Source organism: Streptomyces sp. G-G2 (assembly GCF_030063135.1).
In the GTDB taxonomy this organism is placed as follows: domain Bacteria; phylum Actinomycetota; class Actinomycetes; order Streptomycetales; family Streptomycetaceae; genus Streptomyces.
This window is the reverse complement of the sequence record NZ_JASISO010000003.1, coordinates 181,098-207,370: the sequence shown is the minus strand read 5'-3', so window position 1 is coordinate 207,370 and position 26,273 is coordinate 181,098. Positions and strand designations below refer to the sequence as shown.

Annotated in this window: 26 protein-coding genes; 18 read left to right on the top strand and 8 right to left on the bottom strand. The window is 73.7% G+C overall.

What is annotated here, in order from left to right:
- Nucleotides 1-27: 27 nt before the first annotated feature.
- From QMF80_RS04000 to QMF80_RS03970, 7 genes are all read left to right on the top strand, one after another.
- The gene (locus tag QMF80_RS04000; protein WP_283449465.1) at nt 28-984 is read left to right on the top strand and encodes an ATP-grasp domain-containing protein; all 957 of its coding nucleotides are present in this window, start codon (nt 28-30) and stop codon (nt 982-984) included.
- The gene (locus QMF80_RS03995; RefSeq protein WP_283449464.1) at nt 981-1,865 is read left to right on the top strand and encodes an ATP-grasp domain-containing protein; all 885 of its coding nucleotides are present in this window, start codon (nt 981-983) and stop codon (nt 1,863-1,865) included. The genes QMF80_RS04000 and QMF80_RS03995 overlap by 4 nt, the downstream gene beginning before the upstream one ends.
- 40 nt (nt 1,866-1,905) lie before the next feature.
- Nucleotides 1,906-2,643 (top strand): SAM-dependent methyltransferase, encoded by a 738-nt coding sequence (locus QMF80_RS03990; protein WP_283449462.1) that lies wholly within the window; start codon nt 1,906-1,908, stop codon nt 2,641-2,643.
- Between the two features lie 63 nt (nt 2,644-2,706).
- Nucleotides 2,707-3,072 carry a DUF6204 family protein gene (locus QMF80_RS03985; protein WP_283449461.1) on the top strand — a complete coding sequence of 122 codons (366 nt, stop codon included), beginning with the start codon at nt 2,707-2,709 and terminating at the stop codon, nt 3,070-3,072.
- A gap of 68 nt (nt 3,073-3,140) precedes the next feature.
- Nucleotides 3,141-3,512, top strand: a complete 372-nt coding sequence (locus QMF80_RS03980; RefSeq protein ID WP_283449459.1) for a YbjQ family protein — start codon at nt 3,141-3,143, stop codon at nt 3,510-3,512.
- 164 nt (nt 3,513-3,676) lie between these two features.
- Nucleotides 3,677-4,783 (top strand): 2-trimethylaminoethylphosphonate dioxygenase, encoded by a 1,107-nt coding sequence (gene tmpA / locus QMF80_RS03975; RefSeq protein ID WP_283449457.1) that lies wholly within the window; start codon nt 3,677-3,679, stop codon nt 4,781-4,783.
- Nucleotides 4,780-5,340, top strand: a complete 561-nt coding sequence (locus QMF80_RS03970) for an HD domain-containing protein (protein ID WP_283449456.1) — start codon at nt 4,780-4,782, stop codon at nt 5,338-5,340. Before tmpA ends, QMF80_RS03970 begins: the two co-directional genes overlap by 4 nt.
- Nucleotides 5,341-5,352: 12 nt before the next feature.
- Here the strand turns inward: QMF80_RS03970 and QMF80_RS03965 are convergent, their stop codons facing one another.
- The 7 genes from QMF80_RS03965 to QMF80_RS03935 form a co-directional block, all read right to left on the bottom strand.
- A complete protein-coding gene (locus tag QMF80_RS03965; RefSeq protein ID WP_283449453.1) occupies nt 5,353-6,105 on the bottom strand; it encodes a GntR family transcriptional regulator in 753 nt (250 codons plus the stop codon).
- Between the two features lie 22 nt (nt 6,106-6,127).
- Nucleotides 6,128-6,769, bottom strand: a complete 642-nt coding sequence (locus QMF80_RS03960; protein WP_283449452.1) for an HAD family hydrolase — start codon at nt 6,767-6,769, stop codon at nt 6,128-6,130.
- Nucleotides 6,766-7,887, bottom strand: a complete 1,122-nt coding sequence (locus QMF80_RS03955; protein WP_283449450.1) for an ABC transporter ATP-binding protein — start codon at nt 7,885-7,887, stop codon at nt 6,766-6,768. Before QMF80_RS03955 ends, QMF80_RS03960 begins: the two co-directional genes overlap by 4 nt.
- Nucleotides 7,887-8,738 (bottom strand): ABC transporter permease, encoded by an 852-nt coding sequence (locus tag QMF80_RS03950; RefSeq protein ID WP_283449448.1) that lies wholly within the window; start codon nt 8,736-8,738, stop codon nt 7,887-7,889. Before QMF80_RS03950 ends, QMF80_RS03955 begins: the two co-directional genes overlap by 1 nt.
- A complete protein-coding gene (locus QMF80_RS03945) occupies nt 8,726-9,637 on the bottom strand; it encodes an ABC transporter permease (protein ID WP_283449613.1) in 912 nt (303 codons plus the stop codon). Before QMF80_RS03945 ends, QMF80_RS03950 begins: the two co-directional genes overlap by 13 nt.
- A gap of 91 nt (nt 9,638-9,728) precedes the next feature.
- Entirely contained in the window at nt 9,729-10,886 is a 1,158-nt protein-coding gene (locus QMF80_RS03940; protein WP_283449447.1) for an ABC transporter substrate-binding protein, read from the bottom strand.
- A gap of 245 nt (nt 10,887-11,131) precedes the next feature.
- Complete coding sequence (locus QMF80_RS03935; RefSeq protein WP_283449446.1) at nt 11,132-12,658, bottom strand: vWA domain-containing protein; 1,527 nt, start codon at nt 12,656-12,658, stop codon at nt 11,132-11,134.
- Between the two features lie 302 nt (nt 12,659-12,960).
- On the opposite strand from QMF80_RS03935, the gene QMF80_RS03930 reads away from it, so the two are divergent.
- From QMF80_RS03930 to QMF80_RS03885, 10 genes are all read left to right on the top strand, one after another.
- Nucleotides 12,961-13,926, top strand: a complete 966-nt coding sequence (locus tag QMF80_RS03930) for an urea transporter (protein WP_502962758.1) — start codon at nt 12,961-12,963, stop codon at nt 13,924-13,926.
- 79 nt (nt 13,927-14,005) lie between these two features.
- Nucleotides 14,006-14,311 (top strand): urease subunit gamma, encoded by a 306-nt coding sequence (locus tag QMF80_RS03925; protein ID WP_283449445.1) that lies wholly within the window; start codon nt 14,006-14,008, stop codon nt 14,309-14,311.
- Nucleotides 14,312-14,313: 2 nt separating this feature from the next.
- Nucleotides 14,314-15,243, top strand: a complete 930-nt coding sequence (locus QMF80_RS03920) for a sirohydrochlorin chelatase (protein ID WP_283449444.1) — start codon at nt 14,314-14,316, stop codon at nt 15,241-15,243.
- 19 nt (nt 15,244-15,262) lie between these two features.
- Complete coding sequence (locus QMF80_RS03915) at nt 15,263-15,769, top strand: urease subunit beta (protein ID WP_283449443.1); 507 nt, start codon at nt 15,263-15,265, stop codon at nt 15,767-15,769.
- Nucleotides 15,769-17,493: an urease subunit alpha gene (gene ureC, locus QMF80_RS03910; RefSeq protein WP_283449442.1), complete on the top strand. Its 1,725-nt coding sequence runs from the start codon at nt 15,769-15,771 to the stop codon at nt 17,491-17,493. Before QMF80_RS03915 ends, ureC begins: the two co-directional genes overlap by 1 nt.
- Entirely contained in the window at nt 17,490-18,272 is a 783-nt protein-coding gene (locus tag QMF80_RS03905; RefSeq protein ID WP_283449441.1) for an urease accessory protein UreF, read from the top strand. Before ureC ends, QMF80_RS03905 begins: the two co-directional genes overlap by 4 nt.
- Before the next feature lie 46 nt (nt 18,273-18,318).
- Nucleotides 18,319-18,942, top strand: a complete 624-nt coding sequence (gene ureG, locus QMF80_RS03900) for an urease accessory protein UreG (protein WP_283449440.1) — start codon at nt 18,319-18,321, stop codon at nt 18,940-18,942.
- 104 nt (nt 18,943-19,046) lie between these two features.
- The gene (locus QMF80_RS03895) at nt 19,047-19,964 is read left to right on the top strand and encodes an urease accessory protein UreD (RefSeq protein ID WP_502962767.1); all 918 of its coding nucleotides are present in this window, start codon (nt 19,047-19,049) and stop codon (nt 19,962-19,964) included.
- Nucleotides 19,965-20,005: 41 nt separating this feature from the next.
- The gene (locus QMF80_RS03890; RefSeq protein ID WP_283449439.1) at nt 20,006-21,415 is read left to right on the top strand and encodes an ammonium transporter; all 1,410 of its coding nucleotides are present in this window, start codon (nt 20,006-20,008) and stop codon (nt 21,413-21,415) included.
- Nucleotides 21,412-22,746 carry an ammonium transporter gene (locus QMF80_RS03885; RefSeq protein WP_283449438.1) on the top strand — a complete coding sequence of 445 codons (1,335 nt, stop codon included), beginning with the start codon at nt 21,412-21,414 and terminating at the stop codon, nt 22,744-22,746. Before QMF80_RS03890 ends, QMF80_RS03885 begins: the two co-directional genes overlap by 4 nt.
- Nucleotides 22,747-22,866: 120 nt before the next feature.
- Here QMF80_RS03885 and QMF80_RS03880 read toward each other — a convergent pair whose 3' ends face one another.
- Nucleotides 22,867-24,435, bottom strand: a complete 1,569-nt coding sequence (locus tag QMF80_RS03880; protein WP_283449437.1) for an IucA/IucC family protein — start codon at nt 24,433-24,435, stop codon at nt 22,867-22,869.
- Between the two features lie 201 nt (nt 24,436-24,636).
- Between QMF80_RS03880 and QMF80_RS03875 the strand changes: the two genes are divergently transcribed.
- Complete coding sequence (locus QMF80_RS03875) at nt 24,637-26,187, top strand: IucA/IucC family protein (protein WP_502962766.1); 1,551 nt, start codon at nt 24,637-24,639, stop codon at nt 26,185-26,187.
- Nucleotides 26,188-26,273: the final 86 nt, after the last annotated feature.

The following is a 26,273-nucleotide window of genomic DNA, read 5'->3' as shown; positions in this document are numbered from 1 at the left end:
GATGTCCGGAGCAGACAGGGAAGGTCGATGAGGCTCTGCTTTCTGGTGGAGGAGCAGTACCGCCATGACGGCATGCCGAACGAGGTGATCGGGCAGCTGACCGCGTGGGGCCACCACGTGGACGTGCTGCGTCCCGGCGGTTCCCTCCTGCGCATGACCGAGGCGGTACGCGCGGGCACCCACGACGCCTGGGTGCTCAAAACCGTCTCCGGCGGCCCCGGGCTCACCCTGCTCGAAGCCGCGGCGGGAGCCGGGATGACCACGGTCAACGACGCCCGCTCGATCCGGGGCGTCCGGGACAAGGCGCTCGCCGCCGCCCTCGGCAGCAGCCGCGGGCTGCCGCTGCCCGCGACGTACGCGGTGGCCCGGCCGGAACTGCTGCTGGAGCTGGCGGACTCGGAGTACCCGCTGGTGGTCAAGCCCGCCGACGGCAGCTCCGGGCGGGGCGTGCACCTGGTGTCCTCGCCGGAGCGGCTGGTCGCACTGCTTCCGGAACTGGCCGGTGAGGGCATGCTGATCGCCCAGCCGTACGTTCCCAACGGGGGCACCGACATCAAGGTGTACAGCGTCCGCGGGGAGCTGTACGCCACCGAGCGCCGCTCGCCGCTGCACCCGGACCACTCGGTACGGGAGCGGCGCGTACCGCTGTCCGCCGAAGTGGCCGCGATCGCCGTACGGGTGGGCGCGGTGTACGGGCTCGACCTGTACGGGGTCGACGTGATCCTCGGGCCGGACGGGCCGGTGGTGGTCGACGTGAACGACTTCCCCAGCTTCCGCCAGGTCCCCGAAGCCGCGGCGCGGGTGGCCCGGGCGGTGCTGGACCTCGCCGGAGCGGGAGCGTCCGTTTCAGCGGGCACAGCGGGCACCACGGCCACGGCGGGAGCGGCCGTCGGGTGCGTGCGGACCGTCGCCATCCCGGCGCAGGTGACCGTGGCGACGGCCGCCGCCGCTTCGGCCCGGGCCGTGGGCGGCGAGACCATATGAGGATCGGGCTGATCACCCCGGAGCCCGGACACCCGCTGCTGGCCGGGGCCACCGGCCTGCTCACGCCCGGACACCGGGTGGAGGCGCTCGACCCGCGGTCCCTGACGGAGCTGCCGGGTCCGCCCGCCGACGTGTACCTGCTCAAGTCCCGTACGCCGCCGGCCCTGGCCCTCGCCCGGGAGGCGGAGCGGCTCGGGGCCCCCGTGGTCAACTCCGCGTCCGCCACCGCGCTGTGCCAGGACCGTACGGCGATGGCGACGCTCGCGCTCGGCGCCGGTCTGCCGTTCGCCCCCACCCATCTCCACGGCTCGCTCGCCGAACTGGCCGCGGGCGCGCCCCTGCCCGGGCCGGTCGTGATCAAGAGCAGGCACAGCCGCCGGGGCGATCTGGTCGCCCGGGTCGATGACGACGCGCGGCTGCGGGCGCTGGCCGCCGAGTGGCCCGGGGAGCCGGTCGTGGTCCAGGAGTTCGCGCCCAACAGCGGCTGGGACCACAAACTGTGGGCGATCGGGGACCAGGTCTTCGCGGCGCTGCGCCGGTCCGAGCTGTCCCCCGGGGGCCGCGGGCCGAACCTGCCGCTCGCGCTCGCCGACCTGCCGCCGGGCTGGGCCGATCTGGTCCGCGGGGTCGGCGAGGTCTTCGGCCTCGACGTCTACGGCGTAGACATCATCGCCGCCGGGGAGCGCGAGGGCAGCGAGGTGCGCGGCGGGGATCCGCTGATCGTGGACATCAACGCCTTCCCCGGCATCCGGGGCCAGGCCGGGGCCCCCGAGGCGCTGGCGGCCCTGGCCCTGCGCCGCGCGGCCGGCCCCCGTCTCGTGCACCGGGCCACCGCCGAAGCCGGAGCCACCGCCGCTCACCCGGCCGCCGCCGCCCGGTAAACCGGATGCGCCCGGCCGGCCCGGATGTGAGGGTGCGGCCATGAATCGCGAAAAGATCTCCCGTGTCGCCCATGCCCACCACCCGGTCAAGGCACCGCTGGACGACGAAGCGGTACGCGCGCTGCTGGAGCACGGCCTCCCGCTCGGCCGGGAGCGGGTGCTCGATCTCGGCTGCGGCCCCGCGGAGTGGCTGCTGCGCGCCCTGTCGGCCCACCCCGGGGTCCGCGCGGAGGGCGTCGACGTGTCCGGGGAGGCCCTGGAGCAGGCCTCCGCGGCGGCCCGCGCCCGGGGCGTCCAGGACCGCCTCGTGCTGCACCAGCGGGAGGCCGCGGCGTTCACCGCCCCGCACTCCTTCGACCTGGTGCTGAGCGTGGGGTCCGCCCACGCCTTCGGCGGGCTGCTGCCGACGCTCGACGCCGCCGCGGCCCACCTCGCCCCGGGCGGCCGGGTGCTGATCGGCGACGGCTTCTGGGACCGGGAGCCGTCGCCGGAGGCCGTCGCCGTGCTGGGCGACTTCGCCGGTCTGGCGGACACCCTGGACCTGGTCACGGCGGCGGGCTGGACCCCGGTGCACGGACACGTCAGTACCCGACGGGAACTGGACGGCTACGAGTGGGCGTGCTGGGGAGCCCTGGCCGCGTGGGCGCTGGACCACCCCGACGACCCGGACAGCGCCCGGGCCCTGGAGACGGCCGCCGAACGCCGCGGCGAGTGGCTGCGCGGCTACCGGGACTGCTTCGGGTTCCTCTCCCTGGTGCTGCGCCGGACCGCCGGGTGAAAAGCCGGACGGCCGGGTGAAAAGGTGGTGCGGCCGCCCGGGGGGCCGGCTTACAGTCGCGGGATGAGTACCCGCACCTTCCGCATCACCGTTCGTGGCTCCTTCGACGGCCTGACCCCGGAGCAGCACGCCGAGCTGCTCGCCCGAGCCCCGGAGCACGACATGCTGCGGGGGGAGTTCACCACCGCGGGCAGCCTCACCTACGACATCGCGGCCCGGCCGTTCTTCACCTTCCGCTTCCTGGAATCGGGCGAGACGGAGGAGGACATCCTGGACGCGGGCGCGCGCGCCGAGCTGGCCGCCGAGGCCTGGCTGGAGGAGCGCGGGTACGGCTTCAAGCGGATCACGTCCCAGTCGCAGGACCTCTCCCTGGCCCCGCTCGCCAAGCGCCAGCGGCGCGCGGCGGCGGCGGCCCTGCCGCGCGACTGACCGTACGCGCCGCCCGGGCGGCCGCTCTCCGGATGCGGACGGGGCCCTGCGGGACCACAGTGACCCGCATGGGTATCGATGACTACGGCGGCGGGACCGGGGCGCAGTCCCCGGTCCTCGTCGTCACGACGAACGACGTCCCCGGCTACCACGTACAGAAGGTGATCGGAGAGGTCTTCGGCCTCACCGTGCGCTCGCGGCACCTGGGCAGCCAGATCGGCGCGGGCCTGAAGTCGATGATCGGCGGCGAGCTGAAGGGCCTGACCAAGACCCTGGTGCAGACGCGCAACCAGGCCATGGACCGGCTGATCGAGCAGGCGCAGGCCCGCGGCGCGAACGCGGTGCTGATGATGCGATTCGACGTGACCGACGCGGCCGATGTGGGGACCGAGGTGTGTGCCTACGGGACGGCCGTGGTCATCGCCCCGCAGCCGCAGTAACCGGACCGGCCCTCCCTCCTCCCTCCTCCCTCCTCGTACGTCCCCTCCCTCGCCCGTCCCGTCGTCCATCCCGTCGCCACCTTGCCGTCATTCACGACTGCCACGCTGCCCGGGAGCCGAGGTTGTATATACAACTTGGGGAGAACGCGACGACGGGAGCCGCGATGACGGCAACGACGATCCCCCACCCTCCCGCGCTGTGGCTGCGCGACAACTGCCCCTGTACCGAGTGCCGTGATCCGCGCAACGGCCAGAAGCTCTTCCAGATCACCGACCTGCCCGCCGACCTGGCCATCGGCTCCGCGCACGAGGCCCGCACCTCCCGGGGCGAGGCCGCCCGCGAGATCGTCTGGGCGCCGGACGGACACCGTTCGTGCTACCCCCTGGCCTGGCTCGACGCGCACTCCCCCGCCTCCGGGGCCGGCCACCCCGGCGACGGGCGGACCGAGGCCGACAAGGAACTGTGGTCCGCCGCCGACCTGCTCGGGCGGCTGCCCGAGGCCCGCTGGGCGGCGTACGGCTCCACGGACGAGGTACGGGCCGGGGCGCTGGAGAGCGTCCAGCGGCTCGGCTTCGTACTGCTGCGCGAGGTGCCGTGCCGGGACCGGCAGGTCCTGGCCGTGGCGCGGACGTTCGGCTTCGTCAGGGAGACGAACTACGGCGAGCTGTTCGAGGTCCGGGTCGAGGCCGACCCCAACAACCTGGCCTTCACCGGAGCCCGGATCACCCCGCACACCGACAACCCCTACCGCGATCCGGTGCCCACGCTCCAGCTGCTGCACTGCCTCGCCAACGAGGCGCGGGGCGGGGACTCCGGGCTCGTCGACGGGTTCCACGGCGCCGCGCTGCTGCGGTCCGAGGACCCGGAGGCCTTCCGGGTCCTGACCCGGTTCCCCGTCGAGTTCGCCTTCGCCGACGCGCGCACCGAACTGCGGGCCCACCGGCCGCTGATCGGAGCCGACGGCCTCGGCCGCATCCGCGAGGTCCGCTTCAACAACCGCTCGACCGCGACCCTGCACCACCCGGCCGAGGTGCTGGAAGCGTTCTACCGCGCCTACCGGAGCTTCGGCGCGGTCCCGCTGCGCCCCGAGCTGCAGCTGGAGTTCCGGCTGGCCCCCGGCGACTGCCTCGTCTTCGACAACACCCGTCTGCTGCACGCCCGTACGGCCTTCGCCGAATCCGGTGCGCGTCACCTCCAGGGGACCTACGCCGACCTCGACGGCCTCGCCTCCACCCTCGCCGTGCTGCGCCGCTCCGGAGGTGCCCGGTGAACCCCGTCGACGAACTGGCCGCGCTCTTCGCGGGCGAGGGCGGCGCCGAGTACCTCGGCGAGGCCGTCACCCAGGCCGGGCACATGCTCCAGGCGGGCGCGCTGGCCGAGGCCGCCGGGGCGCCCGCGCCGCTGGTCGCGGCGGCCCTGCTGCACGACATCGGGCACTTCCACGGGACCGTCACCGGACGCGATCTGATGGAGGGGCACCAGGACAACCGGCACAGCCACACGGGCGCCGACCGGCTGGCCCGGTGGTTCGGGCCGGAGGTCGCCGAACCGGTCCGGCCGCACGTGGCGGCCAAGCGCTACCTGTGCGCCGTCGAGCCGGGCTACTTCGCCCCGCTCTCCGAGGCCTCGGTGCACACCCTGCGGGTCCAGGGCGGCCCGATGATGGTCGAACAGGCCCGCGCCTTCGCTGAGTTGCCCGGCGCGGCCGACGCCGTCGCCGTCCGGCGCTGGGCCGAGCAGGCCAAGGATCCCGGCCTGGCGACCCCGGACTTCGACCACTTCCGGCCGCTGCTGGCATCCCTGCTGCTGGAACGCCGGACGCCCTGACGCGTCGGCCGGTCAGGGACCGAGACGGCGGCCCAGCGCGCTGGCCGCCGTCGTGTGCACCGTGAAGGACACCGTCCCCGGCAGGTACCGGTCCTGCGACCACTCCACCGGCGCCCCCGCCGGGTCGGTGGAGCGCCGCCGCTCCCGCAGCAGCGCCTCCCCGGCCCGGCAGCCCAGCAGCAGCGCGTCGTGCGCGTCCGCGGGCACGAGGTCGATGGTGTGGTGGGCGTCCATGAACAGCACGCCGTGCAGGGCGAGTTCGTCGGAGTACGAGACGGTGTCCGGCGGCATGGCCGCGACCAGCGCGCCGACCGCCTCCGGGTACGTCGTACGTTCCACCATCACCGGGGCCCCGGACAGCGTCCGCAGCCGCCGCACCCGGTAGACCGCGGCCCCGGGGGCGGTCCGCAGGTGTTCGGCCTCTTCGGCGTCGGCCGCGACCCGCTCCACCGCCACCGTCCGTCCGCCCGGCTTCTGGCCCAGCGAGCGTGCCCACCGGGTGAAGCTGCGCAGTTCGGCGGAGCCCTCGCGGCCCGGGGCGGCCAGGACCACCCGGCGGGTGCCCCGGCGGGAGGTGATCAGGCCGTCGGCGCGCAGCGCGGCGAGCGCCTGGCGGACCGTACCCCTGGACACGCCGTGACGGCGGGCGAGTTCGTCCTCCGCGGGCAGCCTGGCCCCGGAGCCGTACTCGCCCGCCGTGATGGCGGTCCGCAGGTCGGCGGCGACGCTTCGGTACAGCGGGGTCCTGCCGGGTGCCTCGTTCACGGCCCCAGCTTGCCATGCCCGTTCACGCGCACAGCGCTCGCAGCAGGGCGGGATCGGCGTCGGCGAGCGATCCGAGGAGGGTCAACCCCGGTGCGGGCAGCAGCGGTTCGGTCGAGGGCACGCCGAGCACCCGGCAGCCCGCGGCGAGCGCGGAGGCCACGCCGGTGGCGCTGTCCTCGACGGCGACGCAGCGCTCCGGTACCGCGCCGAGCGCGTGCGCGGCGGCCAGGTACGGATCGGGGGCGGGCTTGGTCCGTACGGTGTCCTCCGCGCCGAACAGCGCGTCGAACCGGTGCCCGTCCAGGGTCCCCGCCACTCGCTCGACCACGGCCCGCGGCGAGGCGGACACCAGCGCGGTCGGTACGGACTCGGCGCGCAGCGCGGCCAGCAGCCGCAGCGCGCCGGGGCGCGGATCGGCCCCGGCCGCGAGCCGCCCGGCGAACCCGGCGCCCAGTTCGGCGGCGAGTTCCGGTTCGACGGCGTCCAGGTACCGGGCCAGCAGCGCGGCGGTGTCCTCGACGGAGCGCCCGGTCACCGCGGTCCGGCGTACGGGGTCCAGGGCGCGTCCCCGGCGTACGGCGGCGGCCTCGACCACGTCCAGCCATACGCCCTCGGTGTCGACGAGGGTGCCGTCCATGTCGAAGAGGACCGCTTGCAGGCTCATGCGGAGCCGTCCGGCACGGCGAGCAGCACGGGGCGCGGCTGGGGGCGTACGGCGACCCGCGCGCCCGGCACCAGGGCGCCCGCCGCGTGCGTGGGGACGTCCGCCTTGACGTCGGTGACCTCGCCTCGGGCGTCGGTCAGGGCGATCCGGACCCGGACGGTCGGGCCGTGGAAGGCGCTGCCGAGGACCCTGCCGGGGCCGTCGCCCTGGGCGGTGACCTCCAGGCTCTCGGGGCGCAGCAGCGCCTCGACCGGGCCGGGTGCGGGCGCCGGGCCGTCGACGGGGAGCCGGACGCCCAGCACCTCCACGGTGCCGTCGGCGGCGGCCTGCCCGGGGATCCGGTTCATCGCGCCGATGAACCCGGCGACGAAGGCGGTGGCGGGGCGGGCGTACAGCTCGGTGGGGGTGGCGCACTGTTCGAGGCGCCCCCCGCGCATCACGGCGACGCGGTCGGCCATCGAGAGCGCCTCTTCCTGGTCGTGGGTGACGAACACGGTGGTGATCCCCAGCTCCAGTTGGAGCCGCCGGATCTCCTCCCGGAGGGTCACGCGGACCTGGGCGTCGAGGGCGGACAGCGGTTCGTCGAGGAGCAGCAGCCGGGGCCGCAGGGCGAGCGCGCGGGCGAGGGCGACGCGCTGCTGCTGGCCGCCGGAGAGCTGGTGGGGGTAGCGGTCGCCGTGGCCGGGCAGGCCGACCAGTTCGAGGAGTTCCGCGGCGCGGGCGCGCCGTTCGGCGACGCCGGTTCCGCGCATGCGCAGCCCGAAGCCGACGTTGTCGCGGGCGTTCAGGTGCGGGAAGAGGCTGTACGACTGGAAGACCATGGCGGTGTCGCGGCGGTTGGCCGGGACGGGGACGATGTCCTTGCCGTCGAGCAGGACCTGTCCGGCGTCGGGCCGTTCGAATCCGGCGAGGACGCGCAGGGCAGTGGTCTTGCCGCAGCCGGACGGGCCGAGCAGGGCGAGGAGTTCGCCCGGGGCGACGTCCAGGTCGAGGCCGTCGAGGGCCACGGCGGTGCCGAACTCGCGGCGCAGGCCGCGCAGTTCCAGGGAGGCTCCGGCACGGTGGCCGGCTGTGGCGACCGTGCCGGCCGACGTGTCGCTCGCGTTGATCGCGTTCATCAGGGGGTGACTCCTACGGCCTTCGTGCGGGGGGTGCGGTGGTGGCGCTTGCGTCCCGCCACCGTCAGGGCGAGCAGCAGGGCCCAGGTGAGGAGCAGGCTCAGCAGGGAGACGGCGACGGACAGCCGGGCGTCGGAGCCGGAGGCCCGCACGACCCATACGGTGAACGGTTCGAAGCCCAGCAGCTGGGCGACGGTGAACTCTCCCAGGACCAGGGCCAGCGCCAGGAAGGAGGCGTTGAGCAGGGCGCCGCGCAGATTGGGCAGTACGGCCAGGACCAGGGCCCGGGGCCAGGACGCGCCGAGGTCCCGGGCGGCTTCGACCAGGGTTCGTACGTCGACCGCGCGCAGCCCGGCGTCGAGGGCCCGGTAGACGAACGGCAGGGCCATCACCGCGTAGGCGAGGACCAGGATCAGGGGGAAGGCGGGGTTCTGGACGGCCACGAAGGTCTGGTAGAGCGGGGTCGCGGCGAGTTGCTCGGGGCCCCAGCGCAGCACCGTGGTGATCCCGGCGGTCAGCGCGACCGGCGGCACCACCAGGGGCAGCGTGCACACGACCTCCAGCACCGAGCGCAGCCGGGGCGCGCCGAGCCGTACGGCGACGGCGGCCGGGACCGTGACCAGCAGCACCAGGGCCACGGTCGCGGCGGCCAGGCCGATGGAGAGGGTCAGGCTGGCGAGGAAGCCCTCGGCGTGCACGATCTTCGTGTAGGCGGAGAGGGTCCAGCCGTGGCCCGGGATGTCGAGGGTGAAGACGGCGGAGGCCAGCAGCGGGACGAGGAAGTACGTCGCGGCCAGCAGCAGGACGATCGAGCGGCCGGGGCGGGCGCCCGCCGGGATCAGGCGAGCCATCGGGTGCTCCTTCGCTGGAGGGGCAGGTGGACGGCCATCACCAGGGCGGCGACCAGCACCATGTCCAGGCTGAGCGCGAGCGCCACGTTCTCCTGGCCGATCAGTACGTTCCCGGAGAGGGCGTCGGCGATCTGCATGGTGACCAGGGGGACGGAGCTGCCGACCATCGCGGCGGCGGTGGCGTAGGCGGCGAAGGCGCTGCCGAAGAGCAGGACGAACCCGGCGAGCAGGGTGGGCAGCAGTACGGGGATCCCGATGTGCCGCCAGTAGCGCCAGGTGGAGGCGCCGCAGTCCTGGGCGGCCTCGCGCCACTGGGGGCGCAGCCCGTCCAGGGCGGGGGCCACGGTGAGCACCATGAGGGGGACCAGGAAGTAGAGGTAGGTCAGGGACAGGCCCCAGAAGCCGTACAGGGACCAGCCGTGGGCGTCGAGGCCGAGGCCGGTGGTGAGGACGCCCGCGTTGCCGAGGGTGGCGACGAAGGCGAAGGCCAGCGGGACGCCGCCGAAGTTGGCGAGCACCCCGGAGGCGGTCAGTACGGCTTCGCGCAGCGCGCGGCTGCGGGAGCTGACGACGGCCTGGGCGACGAGCAGCCCGAGCAGGGCGCCCGCGGCGGCCGTGAGCGCGGACAGTTTCACGCTGCCGAGGAGGGCGGTGCGGTAGGCGCCGTCGACCGAGCGGGCGAGGTTGTCCGCGCCGTACGAGGAGGTACCGGCGACCGGGTCCTCGACGGTGAAGGCGCCGAAGGCCATGGCCAGGGACGGGAGCCCGAAGGCGACGGCGACCAGGAGCAGCAGCGGGAGGGCGGCGAGCCAGGCGCCCGGGCGGCGGCGGGCCCACCCGGTCCGGCGCGCGGGGCCGGGAGCGGGAGCCGACCCGGCCGCGGAGCGGGACGCGGGCAGGGCCCGCGCGGGGGCCGGGGCGGGGGCCGCCGCCGCGCCGGGCACCGAGCCGGGCGCGGGGGCGGTCTGTGCGTGGGGGGTCATCGGCGCGTCAGCCGGAGATCGCCTTGGCCCAGCCGCCGGCCAGGGTTTCCTTGGCCTTGGCGGTCTGTTCCTGGGTCGGGAACTTCGGGGTGCCGGTGACCGCGGGCAGGGCGGCGGCCGCGGCCTTGTCGAGGGTGCCGTCGGCCTGCATGGCGGGCATCAGGACGGGCCGGGCGTGTCCCTTGAGCCACAGGTTCTGGCCCTCGACGCTGTAGAGGTACTCCTGCCACAGGCGGGCGGCCGCGGGGTGCGGGGCGTCCTTGTTGATGGCCTGGGAGTAGTACTGGGCGAACGTGCCGTCGGCGGGGACGGCGACCTTCCAGTCGATGCCCTTGGGCTTGAACTGCTCGGCGTACCCGGCGTTCAGGTAGTCCCAGTCGATGCTGATGGGCGTCTCGCCCTTCTCGACGGTGGCCGGGGTGGACTCGACGGGATTGTAGTTGCCGCTCTTCTTGAGCTTGCCGAAGAAGTCGAGGCCGGGCTGGATGTCGTCGAACGAACCGCCGCTGGCGAGGGATGCCGCGTAGACCCCCGCGAAGGCGGAACCGGACTTGGTGGGGTTGCCGTTGAGGGCGACCTGGCCCTTGTACTCGGGCTTGAGGAGGTCCGCGAAGGTCTCGGGGCAGACCTTGACGCGCTTGGCGTCGCAGCCGATGGAGACGTAGCCGCCGTAGTCGTTGGCCCAGCGCGCCCGCGGGTCGCGCTGGGTCTCGGGGATCTTGTCGAAGGCGGCGACCTTGTAGGGCGCGAGGATGCCCTCCGCGGCGGCGGACTGGGCGAAGGCGGCGCCCAGGTCGAGGACGTCCGGGGCGCGGTCCTGGCCCTTGCGGGACTTCACCGCGTTGATCTCGTCCTGGCTGGAACCGTCCGGGTTCTCGACCTTGACCTGGATCCCGTACTTCTGGGTGAAGCCGTCGATCAGGGAGCCGTAGTTGGCCCAGTCGCGCGGGAGGGCGATGGCGTTGAGCGTGCCCTCCTTCTTCGCGGCGGCGACCAGCGCGTCCATGCCGCCGAGGTCGGTGACCGTGGCGGCGGTGGCGATGTCCTTGCCGTTCGCGCTGGTGGCGGCCACCTTGTCGGGGGCGGCGCCGCATGCCGTGAGGGCGAGGGCGGAGAGGGTGAGACCGGCGGCGAGCGCGATGGTCCGGGTGTGAGCGGTGATCACGTGGGGGCTCCAAGTTGTATGGACAACTGACTCCATTACCGGAGTCCCCGGTGTCGTCCCGGTGAATGGCGGGCGGCATCCGGACAGCGAGTGGCGGTCAGTTCCGGCCATTCGCCTCCGGAGACGCCCCGGGCCCGGTCCGCGGCGGGTGCGGGCACCCCCGGCGGGGACCGGGCCGGGGGCCCCTTCCCTGCCCCGGCCCCCGTCAGCCCCTCAGCCCCTCAGCCCCTCAGCTCCTCAGCTCCTCAGCTCCTCAGCCGCGACGCCTGCCGAATGGTGTCCGCGAGCCCGCGCACGTCCGCGTCCTGCGTCATGGCCGCCACCGCGGAGGCGCGCTCGGCCAGCCGGTCGAGCGGGAGCGCTCCGGGCACCGGCTCCCAGCCGCCTCCGCGCTCGCGCAGCGCAGAGGCGAAGTACGCCGCCACGGCGGTCAGCTGGAACCGGGCGTCGGCCTCGCCCCACACGCGGCCGGTCAGCGCGGCCGCCTCCACGGAGGCCGATTCCTCGTGCGGGGCCCGGGTGGCCGGGTCGAGCCAGCGCACGGTGGCCGTCGCCACGTGTCCGGCGGCGCCGGGGCGCGTACGGACCGCGTACAGGGCGGTGACGCTGTGCCCGGGGCCCACCTCGCCGCCGTCCACCGCGTCGTCGCGGAAGTCGTCGTCGGCGACGCGCCGGTCCTCGTAGCCGATCAGCCGGAAGCTCTCCACGGTCCGCGGGTCGAAGGCGACCTGCGCCTTGGCGTCGCGGGCGCGCAGGTCGATCTGGGCGGGCAGGTCGTCGCAGAAGACCCTGCGCGCCTGGTCGAGGTCGGAGACGTAGGTGGTGTGGCCGTCACCGCGGTCGGCGAGGGTCTCCATCAGCGTGTCGCCGTAGTCGCTGCCGACGCCCACGCCGAACAGGGTGATGCCCTTGTCCTCGCGGGCTGTGGCGACCCGTTCCAGGATCCCGTCGGCCGAGGTGTCGCCGGAGTTGGCGAGGCCGTCGGAGAGGACCACGACCCGGTTGGTGGCGTCTTCGCGCAGGCCCTTGACCGCCACCTCGTAACCGCGGGTCACGCCGGCCTCGACATTGGTCGAATCGGTGGGCAGCAGGCCCGATATGACCTCGTGGACGCGTTCGCGCCGACCGCCGAGCCGGGTCATCGGGATCCGGGTCTCGGCCTGGTCGCTGAAGGTGACCACCGCGATCGAATCGTCGTCGCGCAGCCGGTCCGTCATCAGCTCCAAGGAGCTGCGGACCAGGTCCAGGCGCCCGGGCTCGGCCATGGAGCCGGAGATGTCCACGACGAAGGTGAGGGCGGCGGGCTTGCGGGCCGCCTCCGTCGCGGGGGCCTTGGTGGTGAGCCCGACGCGCATCAGCGACCAGCCGTCGTCCGAGGTGCGGGCGCCGTCGACGGCCACGGAGAAACCGTTGCCGCCCGGCTGGCGGTAGTCCTGGCGGAAGCTGTTGACGAACTCCTCCGGGCGGACGGTATTCGGGTCGGGCAGTCGGCCCGAGCCGATCGTGCGGCGGGCGAAGCCGTAGCTCGCGGTGTCCACGTCCAGGGCGAAGGTGGAGCGGTAGTCGGTGGGCGGGCCGCTGCGCCGCACCCCGCCGTCGGGGGCCCCGTGCACCGGGCCGCTCCGGCTCTTGCCGTCGTACCGCGCGCCGCCGCCCGCGCCGCCGCCCGCGGCGCCGCCCGCGGTGCCGCCCGCGGTGCAGCCGGTCAGCAGGAGGCCGCCCGCCGCGAACGCGGCCATCACCTTTCCGTACTTCTTCGCACGAGGTCGCATGCCGATCTCCTCACGTAGCAGCCGGTACTGCTGAATGTGACGTCCCGGCAGGCCTCCTGGACGAGTCGGGGGCGTTGCGAATGCGTCTCGAAGCGACAACGGCAGGCGGAATATCAAGGTCTGGGCTCGATTCGGGCACGAAGGCCCAACGGACCACAACCCGCGGCCCTTCGCATGATTGAGCGGAAATCCTATGTACGCGGCCGAGCCTGACGGGCAGGCGCGAAAATCCACCACGATCCGCCACGGAACACCGTTGCGCGCTCAATCGAATTGCCCCGATTCGCGGCTACTGTCGGCGCATGAACGGTTCCCTCACCGATTCCCGGAGACAAGCTCCCGCGCAGCCCGCGAGCTTTATTCAGGAAGTATTACGAGGTGTCGCCCAAGTGGATTTCATGCCCAATGCGATCACCGGCATCGTCTTCCTCGCCGCACTGGCCGCGGCGGGCTGGCAATTCGCGCTCTACGGGCTCCTCGGCAGCGTGGTCGGTACGGCCACCGCCTACGCCTTCGCCCTCGACCGGTCCCTGGTCTCCGCCGGACTGCGCGGCTTCAACGGCACCTTGGTCTCCCTCGCGTTCGCCGTGTTCCTGGGCGCCGGACACCTGTCGACCGTCCTGCTGGCGATCGGCGCCAGCGTCACCGTCGTCGTCGTCACCTCGGCGCTGGCCACCGTCCTCGGCACCTGGAACATCCCCACCTTCACGATGCCGTTCTGCATCATGGCGAGCGTCATGACGGTCGCCGCGCCCAGCTTCTCCCGGGTGTGGCACCAGGGGCCGGCCCTCGCGGGGCTGCCCGAGGCCGCCTCCGGCGCCACCTCGCTGACCTGGGAACAGCTCTGGCACGGGTTCTTCGCCGACTTCGGCCAGATCTTCTTCATGCCGCAGTGGTACGTCGGCCTGATCTTCCTCGCCGGGATCACCCTCGCGAGCAGGCTCGCGGGAGCGATGGCCTGCGTGGGCAGCGCGGTGGCCATCTTCGTGGCCTGGGGCATGGGTTCGCCCACCGAGGGCATCGCGGAGGGCCTGATGGGCTACAACAGCGTGCTCGTCGCGATGGCCCTGTGCGGGGTGTTCCTCGTCAGCGGTACCTGGAGTTTCGCGTACGCCGTGCTCGGCGCCGCCGCCGCGACCGGCCTGACGGCCGCCATGACCGCGTTCTTCGCTCCCTTCGGCGGCCACACCTTCACCTGGCCGTTCGTCCTGACCTCGCTGGTGTTCGTCGCCGCGGTACCGGCCATTCCCCGGCTGCGGCGTACCTGAACTCCCCCTGGAACGGCCGCCGATGGGACCGGCACGCCCCGGCCCCCGGATCCCCAACCCGCTCGAAAGTGAGTGACCGATGAATCTCGCCCCCCGTGAGATGGACAAGCTCTGGATCTACGTCGTGGCCGATCTGGCCCGCAAGCGGCGCGACCGGGGCGTCAAGCTCAACTACAGCGAGGCCTGCGCCCTGATCAGTGAGGCCATCCTCGAAAGCGCCCGGGACGGCAGGACCGTCGCGGAGTGCATGGAACTCGGCAAGCAGATCATCGCCGCGGGCGACGTCCTGCCCGGGGTGCGGGAGATGCTCCCGCTGCTCCAGGTCGAGGCCGCCTTCGTGGACGGCACCAAGCTGGTCTCCTGCCACGACCCCGTCGGGGCCTGAGCGTGGCCGCGGTCGCACCCGAGCAGACCGGGCACACCCGACACGCCGGACACGCCGAGCAGGCCGAGCACGCCGGGAACGCCAAGCACGCCGGACGCACCCCGCGCGCGGGCCGGTCCGGTGCGGAGCCCCCCGTCACGGTCGTCCTGGCCGCGGGCCACGAGGGCGGGGCCGCCGTCGGCGGGGTGAGCACCGGGCGGCCGCTGGCCGAGGCGGTCGGCGCGGCGCTGGACGGGTCCCCGGACCCGGTGTGCGTCGTCCCCATGACCCTGGGGCGCGACCCGAAGCTGATCGCCGACTGCGCCCGCGCGCTGCGCTGGCTCGGCCGCGGCGAGGGCGCCGGGAGCGGCGGGCACGGGGGCCACGGCGGGCACGGCGGTCCGGGGAGCGCGGGCGGCGGCCGGCTGGTCCTGGCGCCGCCCTTCGCCACCGCCGACCACCTCACCGCGTGGCTGCGTACGGCCGCCCTCAAGGCGGTGCGGTCGGCGCCGGAGACCTCGGCGGTGCTCGTCACGGCGCCCGCCTCGAGGCCCTTCGAGGACGCGGACCTCTTCCGGGTGGCCCGGCTGGTGCGCCAGTACGGGCGGCACCGCTGGGTCGAGGTGGCCTTCGACGGGGGCGACCCGGACGTCGCCGAGGGCGTCGAGCGGTGCCTGCGGCTCGGGGCCCGCCATGTCGGCCTGGTCCGGGCTGCGTTCGGCCCGCTGGACGGCGTACCGGAAGGCGTCCTGGACACCGGGCCGCTGCTGACCGGGGCGGCGGTCGACGAGGTGCTGCGGTCCCGGGTCGCGCAGGCGCTGCACCGGCTGACCCGTGGTGACGACGGCATCGGCGCCGGGCTGGACGCCGAGCACGGGCACGGCTACGCGCACACGCACGGCCCGGGCGACGGCCACTCCCACCCCCACGGCCACGACCACTCCCCCCACTGAACTGAAGGGACGTACCACCATGTCCGGTGGCGCCACCTACCTCTACGGCGAAGGCACCGTGGAGATCAACGCAGGCCGCCGCAAAGCCACGGTCACCGTGTCCAACACCGGTGACCGGGCCGTCCAGGTCGGTTCGCACTACCACTTCTTCGAGGCCAACCGGGCCCTCGACTTCGACCGCAACGCCGCCTACGGCATGCACCTGGACCTGCCCGCGGGCACCGCTGTGCGCTTCGAGCCGGGCGACACCCGCGAGGTGGAACTGACCGCCTACAGCGGGCACGGCCGCCTGATCGGCTTCAGCTCCCTCGTCGACGGCGGTCTCGGTTCCACCGACACCCGCAACCGCGCGCTGCGCCGGGCGGTGGAACTCGGCTTCCTGGGCGCCCGGATCGAGGAACCCGAGCGGCCCGAGGCCCCCGCCCCCGCTGCCGCCCCCGGTGGCGACAGCGGCAGCAGCAGCAGCGACGGCGACGGCGACGGTCACAAGAAGAAGCACAAGAGCCACAAGAAGGGCGAGAACTGATGGCCGTCCTGAGTCGCAAGCAGTACGCCGACCTGTTCGGGCCGACCGTAGGGGACCGCTTCCACCTGGCGGACACCAACCTGGTCGTCGAGGTCGAGAAGGACCACAACGAGGGGCACTACGGGGACGAGGCCGTCTACGGCGGCGGCAAGGGGATCCGTGACGGGATGGCCCAGGACCCGCAGGCCACCAACCAGCAGGGCGCCCTGGACCTGGTCATCACCAACGTGGTGGTGATGGACCCGGTGCTCGGTGTGGTCAAGGGCGACCTCGGCGTCAAGGACGGCCTGATCGCGGGCCTGGGCAAGGCGGGCAATCCGCACACCCAGTCCGGGGTGCACCCCAAGCTGGTGATCGGCCCGGGCACCGAGGTGATCTCGGGCGAGCACCTGATCGCCACGGCGGGCGGGATCGACACCCACATCCACTTCATCGCGCCGCAACAGGCCGAGCACGGCCTCTCCAACGGCATCACCACGATGATCGGCGGCGGCACCGGCCCCTCCGACGGCACCAACGGCACCACCTGCACCCCCGGCCCCTGGAACATCGGCCGGATGTACCAGGCCGTCGAGGACCTCCCGGTCAACGTCGGACTGCTGGGCAAGGGCAACGGCTCCCTGCCCGAGGCCCTCGTCGAGCAGGTCGAGGCGGGGGTCTGCGGTCTGAAGGTGCACGAGGACTGGGGCACGACCCCGGCCGCCCTGAGCAAGGCCCTCGACGTCGCCGACGAGTACGACGTCCAGGTCGCGGTGCACACGGACACCCTGAACGAGTCCGGCTTCTTCGAGGACACCCGCTCCGCCATCGACGGGCGCACCATCCACACCTTCCACACCGAGGGCGCGGGCGGCGGCCACGCCCCGGACATCATGCGGATCGCGGGCGAGCCCAACGTACTGCCCTCCTCCACCAACCCGACGCTGCCGTACACCGTCAACTCGGTGGACGAGCTGCTCGACATGGTGATGGTCTGCCACCACCTCTCGCACGACATCCCCGAGGACGTCTCCTTCGCCGACTCGCGCGTGCGGGCCGAGACGATCGCGGCCGAGACCGTGCTGCACGACGAGGGGGTCATCTCGATCTTCTCCTCGGACTCGCAGGCCATGGGCCGGATCGGCGAGTCCTGGACCCGCGCGTTCCAGACCGCGCACCACTGCAAGGACCAGCGCGGCAAGCTCGCCGGGGACACCGAGCGCAACGACAACTTCCGGGTCAAGCGCTACCTCGCCAAGATGACCATCAACCCGGCCCTCGCCACCGGCACGGCCGACCACATCGGTTCGCTGGAGAGCGGCAAGCTCGCCGACATCGTGCTGTGGCCGATCCACTCCTTCGCCGCGAAGCCGAAGATGGTCATCAAGGGCGGCCTGATCAACTGGGCGCTGATGGGCGACCCCAACGCCTCGCTGCCGACCCCGCAGCCGGTCTACTACCGCCCGATGTACGGGGCGTACGGCAAGGCGCGGCAGGCCACCCGGGTCTCCTTCATGTCACAGGCCGCGATCGCGCTCGGGGTGCCGGAGCGGCTGGGGCTGGACAGCATGGTGCTGCCGGTGCGGCACTGCCGCACGGTGGGCAAGCAGCACATGTTGCACAACGACGCGATGCCCGTGATCACGGTCGACCCGGAGACGTACAAGGTCAGTCTGGACGGGGTCCCGGCCACCATCGAACCGGCCCGTGAACTGCCCCTGAACCACCTGTTCTACCTGGTATGAGCCCTGCCTCGACGACCGGCGGCGACCGCGGGGGCGACCACGAGGGCGGCGGTCACGACCACGGCATCGGGGCCGCCGCCCTGCTGGTCAGTCTCCAGCTGACCGACTCGTCCTTCCCCAGCGGCTTCTACACGCTCTCGCACGGCCTGGAGGGCTACGCCCAGGCCAGGGCGGTCACCGCCGAGGGCGTCCCGGAGCTACTGGCCGACCTGCTCCGGCACTCGGTGGGGCCCTCCGACGCCACCGCGCTGGCCCTGGCCCACCGGGCCGCGTCGGCCGGTGACTGGGCGGGGCTCGCCGAGACCGACGGCAGGCTGTACGCCGCGAAGCTCAACGAGGGGCTGCGCCGCGCGGCCACCCGCACCGGGCACCAGCTGCTGGACATCGCCCGCGAGTGCCTCCCCCGGAATCCGGCCGGGGAGACCCCCGGGGGCGAGGCGCTGGAGCGGTACGCGGAGCTGGTCGCCGCCAAACACGCGCCGGGGACGCAGGCGGTGGCCGCCGGAGTCGCGTACGCGGCGGCCTCGGTCCCGGTCCGGGCCGCCGTGGTCAGTGACCTGTTCGCGTTCTCGGCGAGTTTCACCGGGGCCGCGCTGCGGCTGCGGCTCACCGATCACCGCCGGGCCCAGGTCGTGCTCCGCGCCGTCGCTCCCGTCATCGAGGAGGTGGCGGAGTCGGCCCTGCGGCGCGAACTCGCCGACCTCGGCGGATGCGTGCCGCTGGCCGATGTGATGTCGGCCCGGCACGAGCGGGCCGAGGCGCGCCTGTTCGCCACCTGATTCCTGATCCCCGTTCCCCCTCTTCCTGCGGAAAGGCAATGAGGCCATGAGAGACGACCACGTCCTGCGGGTCGGTGTCGGCGGTCCCGTCGGCTCCGGCAAGACCGCGCTGATCGAGGCGCTGGTACCGGTGCTCATCGCGCGCGGCCGCCGCCCCGCGGTGATCACCAACGACATCTACACGCAGGAGGACGCCCAGCAGGTCCGCCGCACCCTGGCAGGAGTACTGGATCCCGAGCGGGTGGTCGGCGTGGAGACCGGCGCCTGCCCGCACACCGCCGTGCGCGACGACCCGACGATGAACCTGGCGGCGGGCGCCGAGATGCTGGAGCGGTTCCCCGATGTGGACACGCTGCTGTACGAGTCGGGCGGGGACAACCTGACGCTGACCTTCAGCCCGGTGCTGGTGGACCTCTTCCTGTTCGTGCTGGACACGGCCGAGGGCGAGAAGATGCCCCGCAAACGCGGGCCGGGCATCACCGAGTCCGACCTGCTGGTCATCAACAAGATCGACATCGCCCAGTACGTGCGCGCCGACCTGGGCGTGATGGAGCGCGACGCCCATCACGTGCGCCAGGGCCGCCCGGTGGTGCTCACCAACTGCCTGACCGGACAGGGCCTGGAGGAGATCGCGACCTTCGTCGAGTCCTTCCGCCGGGTGCCCGCGTGAGCCTGGTGGCCGACCCGCCCCCGGCCGTGCCGACGTCCCAGGCGTCCCCGGCTCCTCCGGCGTCCCCGGCGCACCGGGCCCCGGCCGCCTGGGTGCCGGGGCGGCTGGAACCCGCGCACTACGAGCCGCCCCGCGTGCCCCCGGAGGTGCGCCGCCACTCCGCGGTCCCGGACACGCTCGGGGTCGGCCGCCCCGGCAAGGTGGGCCTGCTGGAGCTCGGGTTCGAGCGGCGCGGCGGCCGGACCGAACTGGTGCGGCACTACCAGAAGTCCCCGCTCCAGATCATGCGCCCGCTGTACTTCGACCCGCACCGCCCGGACCTGCCGGTCACCTTCCTGATGTCGACCGGCGGCGGTGTGATCCAGGCCGACCGGCTGCGCCTGGACCTCGACTTCGGGCCCGGCACCGCGGCCCACGTCACCACGCAGGCCGCCACGAAGATCTACCGGATGGAATACGACTACGCCGTCCAGCAGACCTTCCTGAGCGCCGGGGCCGAGGCGTACGTCGAGTACCTGCCGGATCCGGTGATCCCGTACGTCGACTCGCGGTTCTACCAGCGCACCGTGATCACCGCCGACCCCTCGGCCACCGTCCTGGCGAGCGAGACCGTACTGGCCGGGCGGCTCGCCCGCGGCGAGCGGCACGCGTACGCCGTCTTCGCCTCGGATTTCGAGGTGCGGCGGCCCGGCGGCGACCTGGTGGCGCTGGACACCGTACGACTGGAGCCCGGCGGGGCGGGGGTGAGCGGACCGGCCGTGCTGGGCGGGCACGCGGTGATGGCCTGCTTCTTCGTCCTGACCCCGCTGGCCCCGGCCCGCGAGGTCGCGGACCTGCTGCACGCGGCCCTGGCGGACAGCGGGCTGCTGTACGGGGTCAGCGTGCTGCCCCGGGAGTGCGGGGCCTGGGTGCGGATCCTGGGCGAGCGGAGCGAGCCGGTCACCCGGGCGCTCGCCGGGGTCTGGAACTCCGTACGCCTGCGGCTCACCGGCGCTCCCGCGCCCGCCCTGCGCAAGACCTGACCCGGCCGGACCCGACCCGACCCGAAGGAGTCCGCTCCCCCATGCCCCCTGGCTACGACACGGGCAATACCGCCTGGATGATGGCGAGCACCGCGATGGTGCTGCTGATGACGCCCGGCCTCGCGTTCTTCTACGGCGGGATGGTCAAGACCACACACGTGCTGGTGATGCTCAAGATGAGCTTCGCCTGTCTGTCGCTGGTGACCGTGCTGTGGCTCGCGGTCGGTTACTCCCTCGCCTTCGGCACGGACGCGGGCGGCGGCCTGATCGGGGACCTCGACCACGCGTTCTTCCGCGGGGTGGGGACGACCACCCTGCACGGCTCCATCCCGACCGTGATCTTCGCCTGCTTCCAGATGTCGTTCGCGATCATCACGGTGGCGCTGATCAGCGGGTCGATCGCGGGCCGGGCCACCATGAGGGGCTGGCTCGTCTTCGTCGTCGTCTGGACCCTGCTGGTCTACGTGCCCACCGCGCACTGGGTGTTCGCGCCCGACGGATGGATCGCGCGGTCCCTGGGCGCGCTGGACTACGCGGGCGGTCTGCCGGTGGAACTCAGCTCGGGTGCCTCGGGCCTGGCGGTGGCCATCGTGCTGCGCAAGCGCCGGGACTTCGAGCGCGAACCGATCCGCCCGCACAACCTGCCGCTCGTGGTGATCGGGCTGGCGCTGCTGTGGTTCGGCTGGTTCGGCTTCAACGCCGGATCGGCGCTCCAGGTCGAGGGCAGCGCTCCCACCACGTTCTTCAACACGCAGCTCGCCGCGGCGGGCGCCATGATCGGCTGGCCGATCATCGAGAAGTGGCGGCTGGGACATGTGGAGATGCTCGGCGTGGCCTCGGCGGCCGTCGCGGGCATGGTCTCCATCACCCCGGCCTGCGGCGAGGTCTCGCCGGTCGGCGCCCTGATCATCGGCTTCGTCGCCGGAGTGGTCTGCTGCTTCGCGATCAACATGAAGTACCGGATCGGCGTGGACGACACCCTCGACGTGGTCGGCGTGCACGGCTGGGGCGGCATCGTCGGCGTCCTGTCGGTCGGCTTCCTCGCGACCGCGGCGATGAGCGGCAAGAAGGGCCTCTTCTACGGCGGCGGCTTCGACCAGCTCTGGCGCCAGGCGGTCGGCGTGCTAGCTGTCGGGTCGTTCGCCTTCGCCATGACCTGGATCATCGCGAAGGTCATCGACAAGGCAGTCGGTTTCCGCACCTCGGAGGAGTACGAGAACGTCCCCGGGCGCGAGGAGGAGGTGGCCTACGACTCCGAGACCCTCGACCAGATCCGGGACCGGATGGGCGACCGGCCGCAGGAACCCGGCGGAGCCGGGTCCGGAGCCGGGTCCGGAGCCGGACTCGCCGTCGGGGCCGTCCCGGGCACGGCGCGCGACACGGCGTCGCAGGACGCCGCACTACTGGCCGAGGTCCTCTCGGTCCTGGACCGACGGGAGCGGGACAAGTGACGACGGTCGGAGACTCGGGCAACGCGTCGTGGCTGCTGATGGCCACCGCACTGGTCCTGCTGATGGCTCCCGGACTGGCCTTCTTCTACGGCGGGATGGTCCGCACCGGACAGATCATCGCCATGCTCAAGATGTGCTTCTTCTGCGTGGTCATCGTCACGGTGCTGTGGTTCGCGGTCGGGTACTCGCTGGCCTTCGGGCCGGACGCGGCCGGGCTCGGCATGATCGGCACCCTCGACCACGCCTTCCTGAGCGGCATCGGCATCGACTCGCTGACCGGTGACGTGCCGACCGTGAGCTTCGCGGTCTTCCACATGTCCTTCGCCATCGTCACCGTGGCCCTGATCAGCGGCTCCGTCGCGGGCCGGGCCAGCATGAACGGCTGGATCGCCTTCGTCTGCGTCTGGACCCTGCTGGTGTACATCCCCATGGCGCACTGGGTGTTCGATCCGCAGGGCTGGGTGGCCAGGCAGCTCGGGGCGGTCGACTTCTCCGGCGGCACGGTGGTCGAGATCGGCTCCGGCGCGGCCGGACTGGCGCTCGCGACCGTCGCGGGCAAACGCGCCGACTTCGAGCGCCAGGGCATCCGCCCGCACAACCTGCCGCTGGTCGTCATCGGCCTGTCCCTGATCTGGTTCGGCTGGTTCGGCTTCAACACCGGCTCCTCGCTGGGCACTCCGGGCGGGGCCGCGATGGCCTTCCTCAACAGCCAGCTCGCGGCGGGCGCCGCGATGGCGGGCTGGGCCGTGACCAGCTGGTGGCGGACCCGGCGGGTCGGGCTGCTGGACATGTGCATGGGAGCGGTGACCGGCCTGGTCGCCACCACCCCGCTGGCCGGTGGCATCACCCCGGTGTGGGCCACGGTCACCGGCTTCGTCGCGGGGCTGACCTGTGCGGTCGCGATCAGCTGGAAGTACCGGCTCGGGGTCGACGACACCCTTGACGTGGTCGGCATCCACGGCTGGGGCGGGATCGTCGGCATGGTCATGGCGGGCCTGACCGCGACGGGCGCGCTCACCGGCAAGAAGGGCCTGTTCTACGGCGGTTCGTGGGACCTGCTCGGCAAGCAGCTCACCGCGGTGGTGGTGCTCGGCCTGTTCGCCTTCGTCATGACCGCCCTCATCGGCAAGGCCATCGAGGCCACGATCGGGCTGCGCCAGCCCGGCGGCCTGGTCGAGCACGAACAGGCATACGCCGAGGCCCTGTCCGACCACCTCAAGCAGCTGTCCGGGGACGATTCCGCGGCCCCGCCGCTGGAGGAGCCGCAGAGCCCGTCCGCGGTGGTCGCCCGGCTGCGTGAGGTCCTGCTGGCCAGCCGGCAGGACGGCTGAGCGCTCCCGGCGGGCGGGCCGGAACCGGCGGGCGGGACCCGGGTCCGGGCCGGCAGTTCAGGTCGATCAGCCACTGGTTGCAGTTGATCGACGTGGGCCGCTCGGCCGGACGGCCCCCGCTCAGGGCCCGTCCGGTCCGCGCAGCGGGTTCGGCAGCGGGAGGTAGCGGGCGGCGGCGCCGTCGGCGCGGGTCCAGCGCAGCAGCAGGTTCGTCTTGCCCGGCAGGGCCGGGGCGCTCAACAGCTCGCGGACCTCTGGCAGCCCGTACGCCGTGTCGTAGCGGCGGAACTCCTCCCGGGCGGCGGGCCACAGCCCGTCGGCGACGCGCGGGTGACGGTCGGCGAGGGTCTCGGCGATCTCGCTGAGGTGATTGACGACCAGGCAGTACACCAGCCGCTGCCAGCCCTGCTCCCGGCTGGTCCCCGGCAGCGTTTTGACGCCCTCCGCGTCCCGGAAGAGGGCCTGTACCGGCGTCCCCGAGGCATCGACCGCGATCAGGGTGTTCTGCAGATGGGCTTCCAGCACGATCCCGTGGCGGTCGAAGAGTTCGAGCACCGGGGGCACCACCTGCCGCAGGTACGCCCGCCACCAGGCGGCCGGGTCGGCGGTCCGGTCCAGCGGGCCGGGCTCGGAGCCCTCCGCGAGCGCGGCGGCCAGCAGCGGGGTGGCGCCAGGCAGCAGGTGCGCGCGCAGCCCGTCGCGGACCAGGACGGCCAGTTCCTCGAAGGCGAAGGCGGCGGTCCGGTAGCCCCGGTCGCCCAGCCAGGCGGCCGTGGTCCCGGTGCGGGCCCGCACCGCCCCGAAGGCGGCGGCGACGGCGGCGTCGGTACGGCGCAGGCCCAGCAGGTCGTGCCGCCACAGCCGCCGCACGTCATTGGTGATCCGGACGTCGAGGCTGAACTTGGCGAACAGGTCGGCGCCCGGGCCGGGCGCGTACACGGTCCGCACGGAAGCGGTGGGCCACACCGGGCGGCGCCCCGGGCCCAGCCGCAGCAGCCTGCCGTCGGCGAACGCGGCCCGCGGTTCCGGGCGCGCGCAGGTCAGCTCCAGCTGCCAGGGGTGGGCGGGCAGCAGGACGTACCCGGGAGGCGCCGCGGGCGCCCCGGCGGCCTCGGCCAGTGCCTCGAACAGGGCGTCGGCGGGCGCTCCGCCCTCCCCCGCCACCTGATCCGCGCGCAGCCCGAGGAAGGCGAGCGGGAAACAGGCGTGCGCCTCGGGGGCGAAGGGCAGCCAGCCGCGGGCGGGGGCGCCGCCGCGGGCCTTGGGCGCGGGGTGGTAGGGGTGCCCCATCAGCAGCGCCTGCTCGGAGCGGACGTACGGGTCCCGCGGCGGGACGGCCGCCGCCCGGGCCTTGAGCAGCGCGCCGACGGCGGCGCGGCTGTCGGCGATCTCGGCGGGGAGCTCGTCGTTCGACACACCCGTGTACTGGCGCAGCTCGTCGGAAGTGAGCTTGATCAGGTCGGTGAGGCCGAGCGGCTGCCAGCCGTCGGGCGCACGCAGCTCGGGGCGGGTGGGGCGGCGCCCGGCGTGCACCCGCAGCAGCCGCCCGCTCCCGCGCAGCCGGTGCACGCCGTCGCCCTGGGGGTCGGCGGCCTCGCGGAGCAGACAGTTCAGGAGCGGCGCCGCGGCGTACTCGTCCGCGGTGGCGGTGGCGGTGCCTACGGCGGCAGCGGTGAGATGCAAGTCCACGGATTCCCTCTAGGTCCGGCAGTGATCTTCAGTATCCGCGATCCGAGCGGCGGCCGGGATGTTCGGGTGATGATGGTCCGGCAATCGGGTAACCCGATGTCTGGAAGTGCCGATCTGCAGATCTACCGACGCACCGCTCAGCCGACGGTCCCACGACCCGACGATCCGGTGCTCCGATGATGTGCTGGAAGGAGTACCGCCCTGTACCGCAGTGGCCATGCCCCCGGATCCGCCGCCGAGGAAGCCGTCGCCGCCCGGCTGGACGGCGTACGCCCGGGACTCGCCGCCGCCTACGCGGCCGCGCTGCCGGGCGCCCGCGCGGCCGTGCTGACCCGGCTGTGGCGGGCGTTCGCCTTCGAACCGCTGCCCTGGGTGGTGCGGCGCTCGGTGGCCGGGGACACGATGACCCTGCTGCTCGCCGGCGGTGCCCGGCTGCGCGGGCCGCTGCCCGACCCCTACGCGCGGACCTCCTACGTGCGCGAACTGGAGCTCGGCGGCCGGGCGTACGCGGGGCCCGCGGCCCTGACGCGGGCGCTCGGGATCGCCAACGGCACGGAGTTCGCGGCCGAGCTGGACGGCAGTACGGCGTCCCTCGCGCTCTCCCGGGCGGGCGGGGCGGCCTTCGCGGACCCGGCTCCGCCCGTCGCGGACTGGGAGTGGGAGCAGCGGGTGACCGACGGGCACCCCTACCACCCCAACTGCCGCTCCCGCCCCGGTTTCTCGGTGGCCGAGCAGCTCGCGTACGCCCCCGAGCACCGGTCGGTGGTCGCGCTCGGCCTGCGGGCCGTACGGGCGGACGCCTGCCTGGTGACGGGCGAGTGGCCCGCGGCGTTGCGGGACGGGGGACGGATCCTGATCCCGGTGCACCCGTGGCAGGCGGAGCACGTGCCCGGGCTCCCGGGGGTGACGGTGCCGAGCGGGGACGCGCACGCCGCGCATCCGCTGATGGCGCTGCGCACCCTGGCCCCCGTCGCGGGCGGCCCGCACGTGAAGACCGCCCTGAGCACCCGGCTGACCTCCTCCGTCCGCGACATCTCCGGGTACTCGATCGAGACGGCGGCGGCGGTGTCGGCCTTCGCGGACGCGCTGGCCGCCCGGCTCGACGGGCGGCTGCACGTCACCCGGACCCTGGGCGCGGCCACCGCGCACAGCCCGGACCTGGCGGCGGTGCTGCGCGAGCCGCCGCAGCGGTACGCGGACGCGGCCGCGGGCGAGCGGGTGGTGGCGGTGGGAGCCCTCGGGGACACGCAGTGGGCCCGGTCCGCCGCGTGGCGGGCGGCCTTCGCGCGGCTCGCGCTCTCGGTGTGCCTGCGCGTGCTCGATCTGGGCGTGGCCCTGGAGGCCCACGGCCAGAACCTGCTGGTGGTGCTCTCGCCCGCCGGGGAGCCGCTGCGGCTGGTCTACCGCGATCTGGCCGACATCCGGATCAGCCCGGCCCGGCTGGCCCGGCACGGGATCGCGGCGCCGCCGCTGGTGGGGCGGCTGGTCACGGACGACGAGGACCTGCTCCGCCGCAAACTGTTCGGCTCCCTGGTCACGGGCGCGCTGGGCGCGCTGGCGGGTTCGGCCGAAGCGCTGGGCGAGGACCTGGCCGCCGCGGCGCCCGCGCTGGAGCGCACCCCGGACACCCTGGCCCTGCTGACGGAGCCGCTGCCCGCGAAGGCGCTCACGCTGATGCGGCTGAGCCCGGACGTCCCGGGTGACCAGTGGACCACTCTGGGGCGGCTGCCGGGACTCGCGCCGCCGTCCTGAGCCGGGCCCGCTGTCCCGAGGCCCCCGGCGGGCGCCGGGCGGTGGGCCGTTCGGGGGGAGCCGGGCCGGTGCCCGGCCCTGTCCCC

What these genes read in the sequence shown, in the direction of transcription:
- QMF80_RS03890 (WP_283449439.1), top strand. Translation starts at nt 20,006, where the DNA reads ATGCCCCCTGGCTACGACACGGGCAATACCGCCTGGATGATGGCGAGC.
- QMF80_RS03925 (WP_283449445.1), top strand. Translation starts at nt 14,006, where the DNA reads ATGAATCTCGCCCCCCGTGAGATGGACAAGCTCTGGATCTACGTCGTG.
- QMF80_RS03995 (WP_283449464.1), top strand. Translation starts at nt 981, where the DNA reads ATGAGGATCGGGCTGATCACCCCGGAGCCCGGACACCCGCTGCTGGCC.
- ureC (WP_283449442.1), top strand. Translation starts at nt 15,769, where the DNA reads ATGGCCGTCCTGAGTCGCAAGCAGTACGCCGACCTGTTCGGGCCGACC.
- QMF80_RS03985 (WP_283449461.1), top strand. Translation starts at nt 2,707, where the DNA reads ATGAGTACCCGCACCTTCCGCATCACCGTTCGTGGCTCCTTCGACGGC.
- QMF80_RS03960 (WP_283449452.1), bottom strand. Translation starts at nt 6,769, where the DNA reads ATGAGCCTGCAAGCGGTCCTCTTCGACATGGACGGCACCCTCGTCGAC.
- tmpA (WP_283449457.1), top strand. Translation starts at nt 3,677, where the DNA reads ATGACGGCAACGACGATCCCCCACCCTCCCGCGCTGTGGCTGCGCGAC.
- QMF80_RS03990 (WP_283449462.1), top strand. Translation starts at nt 1,906, where the DNA reads ATGAATCGCGAAAAGATCTCCCGTGTCGCCCATGCCCACCACCCGGTC.
- QMF80_RS03915 (WP_283449443.1), top strand. Translation starts at nt 15,263, where the DNA reads ATGTCCGGTGGCGCCACCTACCTCTACGGCGAAGGCACCGTGGAGATC.
- ureG (WP_283449440.1), top strand. Translation starts at nt 18,319, where the DNA reads ATGAGAGACGACCACGTCCTGCGGGTCGGTGTCGGCGGTCCCGTCGGC.
- QMF80_RS03980 (WP_283449459.1), top strand. Translation starts at nt 3,141, where the DNA reads ATGGGTATCGATGACTACGGCGGCGGGACCGGGGCGCAGTCCCCGGTC.
- QMF80_RS03935 (WP_283449446.1), bottom strand. Translation starts at nt 12,658, where the DNA reads ATGCGACCTCGTGCGAAGAAGTACGGAAAGGTGATGGCCGCGTTCGCG.
- QMF80_RS03950 (WP_283449448.1), bottom strand. Translation starts at nt 8,738, where the DNA reads ATGGCTCGCCTGATCCCGGCGGGCGCCCGCCCCGGCCGCTCGATCGTC.
- QMF80_RS03955 (WP_283449450.1), bottom strand. Translation starts at nt 7,887, where the DNA reads ATGAACGCGATCAACGCGAGCGACACGTCGGCCGGCACGGTCGCCACA.
- QMF80_RS03905 (WP_283449441.1), top strand. Translation starts at nt 17,490, where the DNA reads ATGAGCCCTGCCTCGACGACCGGCGGCGACCGCGGGGGCGACCACGAG.
- QMF80_RS04000 (WP_283449465.1), top strand. Translation starts at nt 28, where the DNA reads ATGAGGCTCTGCTTTCTGGTGGAGGAGCAGTACCGCCATGACGGCATG.
- QMF80_RS03930 (WP_502962758.1), top strand. Translation starts at nt 12,961, where the DNA reads ATGAACGGTTCCCTCACCGATTCCCGGAGACAAGCTCCCGCGCAGCCC.